The 4,729-nt window shown below is 74.3% G+C and carries 4 protein-coding genes; 2 read left to right on the plus strand and 2 right to left on the minus strand.

Translation table 11 applies throughout. From position 1 onward, the window contains the following. Positions 1 to 5: 5 nt before the first annotated feature. Complete coding sequence (gene recQ, locus ACSNOH_RS33365) at positions 6 to 1,880, plus strand: DNA helicase RecQ (RefSeq protein ID WP_436725197.1); 1,875 nt, start codon at positions 6 to 8, stop codon at positions 1,878 to 1,880. 207 nt (positions 1,881 to 2,087) lie between these two features. On the opposite strand, the gene ACSNOH_RS33370 is transcribed toward recQ, so the two are convergent. Beyond that, positions 2,088 to 3,200 (minus strand): questin oxidase family protein, encoded by a 1,113-nt coding sequence (locus ACSNOH_RS33370; RefSeq protein ID WP_436725194.1) that lies wholly within the window; start codon positions 3,198 to 3,200, stop codon positions 2,088 to 2,090. Positions 3,201 to 3,282: 82 nt separating this feature from the next. Between ACSNOH_RS33370 and ACSNOH_RS33375 the strand changes: the two genes are divergently transcribed. Next, positions 3,283 to 3,807, plus strand: coding sequence for a MarR family winged helix-turn-helix transcriptional regulator (locus ACSNOH_RS33375; protein ID WP_436725195.1), 525 nt, complete (start codon positions 3,283 to 3,285; stop codon positions 3,805 to 3,807). A gap of 19 nt (positions 3,808 to 3,826) precedes the next feature. Here the strand turns inward: ACSNOH_RS33375 and ACSNOH_RS33380 are convergent, their stop codons facing one another. Then, complete coding sequence (locus ACSNOH_RS33380) at positions 3,827 to 4,612, minus strand: class F sortase (protein ID WP_436725196.1); 786 nt, start codon at positions 4,610 to 4,612, stop codon at positions 3,827 to 3,829. Between the last annotated feature and the right edge of the window lie 117 nt (positions 4,613 to 4,729).

A 4,729-nucleotide genomic window follows, 5' to 3' on the forward strand; every position in this document is an offset into this window, starting at 1 on the left:
CCCCCATCCCTTCCCCCTCTCCCACGCCCGCCGCCGAGGGCAGTGAGGCGCTGGGCTGTCTGCGGCGCGTCTTCGGTTACGACGCGTTCCGGGGCGACCAGGAAGCGATCATCGAGCACGTCGTCGCGGGCGGGGACGCGCTCGTCCTGATGCCGACGGGCGGCGGCAAGTCGCTGTGCTACCAGATCCCGGCCCTGGTCAGGCCGGGTGTCGGTGTGGTCATCTCGCCCTTGATCGCCCTCATGCAGGACCAGGTGGACGCGCTGCGCGCGCTCGGCGTCCGGGCGGGCTTCCTGAATTCCACGCAGGACATGGACGAGCGCCGGCTGGTCGAGGCGGAGTTCCTCGCCGGCGAGCTCGACCTGCTGTACCTGGCGCCCGAGCGGCTTCGCGTGGACGCCACGCTCCGGCTGCTGGACCGCGGCAAGATCTCCCTCTTCGCCATCGACGAGGCGCACTGCGTGGCCCAGTGGGGCCACGACTTCCGGCCGGACTACCTGGCCCTGTCCGCGCTGCACGAGCGCTGGCCGGACGTGCCGCGCATCGCCCTGACCGCGACGGCCACGGAGGCCACGCACGCCGAGATCGCCGCCCGTCTCCGGCTCCAGGACGCCCGGCACTTCGTCGCGAGCTTCGACCGCCCGAACATCCAGTACCGCATCGTTCCCAAGAACGACCCCAAGAAGCAGCTCCTGGAGCTGCTGCGCACCGAGCACGCGGGCGATGCGGGCGTCGTCTACTGCCTCTCCCGCAAGAGCGTGGAGGACACGGCGGCGTTCCTCGTCCAGCAGGGCATCGAGGCACTGCCGTACCACGCGGGCCTGGACGCGGGCACCCGCGCGGCGAACCAGGCGCGCTTCCTGCGCGAGGACGGCATCGTGATGGTCGCGACGATCGCCTTCGGCATGGGCATCGACAAGCCGGACGTACGGTTCGTCGCCCACATCGACCTGCCGAAGTCCGTCGAGGGGTACTACCAGGAGACGGGCCGCGCCGGGCGCGACGGCCTGCCGTCCACGGCCTGGCTTGCGTACGGCCTGCAGGATGTCGTCCAGCAGCGCAAGATGATCGACGGCTCCGAGGGCGACGACGCCCACCGCCGCCGCCTGGCCGCGCACCTCGACGCGATGCTGGCCCTGTGCGAGACGGTCGAGTGCCGCCGCGTGCGGCTGCTCGCGTACTTCGGACAGGAGAGCGGCCCCTGCGGCAACTGCGACACCTGCCTGAGCCCCGCCGAGACGTGGGACGGCACGATCGCCGCGCAGAAGTTCCTGTCCGCGGTCTACCGCCTGGCGCGCGAGCGGCGCCAGAAGTTCGGTGCCGGCCAGATCATCGACATCCTGCTCGGCAAGAAGACGGCGAAGGTCATCCAGCACGACCACGACGGCCTCACCGTCTTCGGCATCGGCACCGAGCTGAGCACGGCGCAGTGGCGGGGCGTGGTCCGGCAGCTGCTGGCGCAGGGCCTGCTGGCCGTAGAGGGCGACTACGGCACGCTGGTCCTCACCGAAACGAGCGGCGAAGTGCTGGGCGGACGCCGAGAGGTCAAGCTACGGAGCGAACCAGAGCGTCCCGCCCGACCGTCCGCCAAGTCCGGGGGGACAGCCAAACGCTCCGCACCGGCGGACCTCCCGCCCGAGGCCCTGCCGGTCTTCGAGGCACTCCGCGCATGGCGGGCGGCGACGGCGAAGGAACAGGGCGTCCCGGCGTACGTGATCTTCCACGACGCGACGCTGCGCGAGATCGCCACGGCATCGCCCACGTCCCTCGCCGAACTGGCCGGGGTGAGCGGCGTAGGCGAGAACAAGCTGGCGAAGCACGGCGAGAAGATCCTGGAGCTCCTGAAGGAGCTGGCCACAGCCACCGGCACGGACGGCTGACGACGACGGCGGGAGGGCGACGGGGCCGCAGGGGCAGGGTCCCTGGACGCTGACGTGTATGTGTGGCGCCAAGTGCCGGGTGCCACCACGCATGAGGGCACGGCGCCGTAAATATACGGTCCAGGGACCCTGCCCCGGAGGCCCCGGCGCCCGGCCCACCCACCGGGCGCCGGCCGCACCCCCACCGGGCCCCGGCAGCCGCACCCGCTAACGCCGCGGCTTGATCCGCCGCTGCGCCGCCACGACCGCCGCCCCGTAACGGGCGTCCGGCCGCAGCGCGTGCTCCCGCCGGCACGCCTCCGTGAACTTCAGGACGTGCTCGTCGCCGTGCTCCACGGCCCGCGCGACCAGCTCGTCGAACGGCGGCACGTCCGCCTCCGCCGCTTCCCGGGCCGCCGTCTCCTCCCCGCCCCGGTCGTCGGTGAAGGCCAGCAGCAGCGCGGTGTGCACGTGCCAGAGGGCGGCCACCGACGGCTCGTGGAGCTCGCCGGGCAGGTGCGGCAGCACGAGCCGTACGGCGGCGGGCGCGGTGACGGCGTGCACCAGCGGCACGGGGAAGAGCTCGGGGTGCCCGAGGTAGACGCCGGCGAAGGTGGTGGTCATCTCGCTGAGCAGCCACTGCGCCCCGCCGGGGGCGAGGGCGCCGAGCGCCTCGTGGTAGCCGGCGAGCTCGCCGGGCCGGGCGAGCCGCTGCGCGGCCACGGCGCGCCCCCGCTTGCCCGGCCCCGCGTAGGCGGTGCGGGGCAGCGCGGCGACGGCGCCGGCCAGGTCGTGGTGGCCGCTCATGCGGACTTCGCCGGGCAGGTGGGCGAAGCGGGCGGCCCAGTAGGCCATGCCCCGGGCGAGCTCGGTGAGCTGATGCGGCGTCGGCTCCCGGCCGTCATCGCCGGCGACGGCGGCGAGGGAGCGCACGGCGTGGGCCGTACGGATCAGCCCGTGGGTCAGGCCGGCGAGCAGGCCGGGCAGGAGCCGGGGCCACCAGCGGACGAGCACGTCCCGCCAGGGCGCGGAGGCGAGTTCGCGCCGGAAGAGCTCTTCCCAGTCGCCCGCGCGGGAGAAGTCGCCGAGCGCCGGGCGCCAGGACGCCTCGTCGGCGGGGTCGAGGGCGAAGGCGCGGGCGGGCACCTCGTGGTGGGGCATGGCGGTGCGGTAGCCCTCGACCCAGGCGGCCACTTCGCCGCCGTGGCCGAGGGCGGCGAGCGTTTCGGCGCCCATGGGCCCGTGGTTGGCGAGGTCGGCACCGGCCCCGCGCTCGTACCCCAGGTCGTCCATGCGCTCCAGCGCGTCGTTCAGCGCGTCGTGGTAACGGATCGCCGGCATGACAGCTCCCCCCTAGTCCCTAGGCCTTCGCACTTCGAATCTCAGAATAGTTCGGATTCACGAAGCGTCTATAGTCGGCAGTATGCCGCACGACCCTGCACCGGGGAAGGACCGCCCCCGGCTCCCCACCCCCGAGGAGACCGAAGCGATCGGTCTCGTCCCGCTGCTCTCCCCGTACATCCGCCAGGCCCGCACCGAGATGCCGCAGGAGCTGCGCGCGCTCTTCGAGGCGCACAACCTCACGGCGCGGCACGGCGCGGTCCTGCCCCAGCTGATCGCCGAAGCGCCCCTGGCCGTGAGCGAGCTGGCGCGCAGGATGCGGCTGTCCCTGTCGACGACGAGCGAGCTGGTCGGCGCCCTGAACCGGGCCGGCCTGGTCGAGCGCCGCGAGGACCCGGCGAACCGGCGCCGCACGCTCGTGGCCGTCGTGGACGATCACCGCCCGGCGGTCGAGGCGTTCATCGCCACCCGCTCGCAGCCGCTGCTGCGCGCGCTCGACAGCCTGTCGCCCCGCGACCGGGCGGGGTTCGTGGCGGGGCTGACGGCGTGGGCCCGCGAGACGCAGGCGGCCGGAAGCGGCGCGCGCCCGCCGGAAACCACCACCTGACACGACCGCCGCCCACCGCTCACCGCACCCCGCTGAGGTGCGCGTAAACGACGACGTTGCCGAGATACGCGTGGCTCTCCTCGGAGAACCCGCCCCCGCAGGTGATCAGGCGCAACTCGGGGCGCCCGGCGGGCCCGTAGACCTTCTGCGAGGGGAAGTCCGCCCGGCTGTACACCTCGATCGCGTCGACGGTGAAGACGGCCGTGCGGGCGTCCGCGCGCGCGACCTCCACGCGGTACCCCTTCTTCAGGGCGCCGAGGTTGTAGAAGACGGCGGGCCCGGTGGCGGTGTCGACGTGCCCGGCGACGACGGCGGTGCCGGTTGTGCCGGGGGCGGCGCCGTCCGCGTACCAGCCGGCGACGTTGCTCTCGTCGTCGCGCGGGCTGGAGAGGCTGCCGTCGGGGAGCAGGCGCAGGGGCTCCAGCGGCGCGTCGACGTCGATGGCCGGGATCCGCACCCGGGTGGGCACGGCGATCGGCAGCGGCGGGGTCGCGCGTTCGCCGCGCACAGGTCCCGTACGGGGCCCGGTGGCCGGGAAGGCCTCGGCCGCGGAGGGCTGCGGCGGCGGGTCCTGGATGTCGGCCCCGCGCCGGATCAGCCAGCTGCCCACGCACAGGGCCACGGCGAGGAGGACGGCGACGACGGCCTTGCGCCGGGAGTCGCGCGCCTGGGGGGACGGCGGCCTGGAAGCCGAAGAATCCGCACGCGCCCGCCGGCGCGGATTCCGCCGCATCTGCCGCGAGTTCCGCACCTTGCGGGAGCCTCGTGCCCGCCGGCCGTCACCGGCGTTCTGCGACTGGGACATGGATCTCGGTCTCCTCCACCGCGTCCGCCGTGCCCGCGCCCCCGCGCGCCCGCGTCCCGCGCCCCCGCGCGCCCGCACCCCCGCGCCCGCGGTCCCCGGACGCTGGGGCGTTCGGGG

The organism is Streptomyces sp. URMC 127, assembly GCF_051386535.1.
Classification (GTDB): Bacteria; Actinomycetota; Actinomycetes; order Streptomycetales; family Streptomycetaceae; genus Streptomyces.

Excerpts from the sequence above, each read along its gene's own strand:
- ACSNOH_RS33380 (WP_436725196.1), bottom strand. The coding sequence starts at position 4,612 with ATGTCCCAGTCGCAGAACGCCGGTGACGGCCGGCGGGCACGAGGCTCC.
- ACSNOH_RS33370 (WP_436725194.1), bottom strand. The coding sequence starts at position 3,200 with ATGCCGGCGATCCGTTACCACGACGCGCTGAACGACGCGCTGGAGCGC.
- ACSNOH_RS33375 (WP_436725195.1), top strand. The coding sequence starts at position 3,283 with ATGCCGCACGACCCTGCACCGGGGAAGGACCGCCCCCGGCTCCCCACC.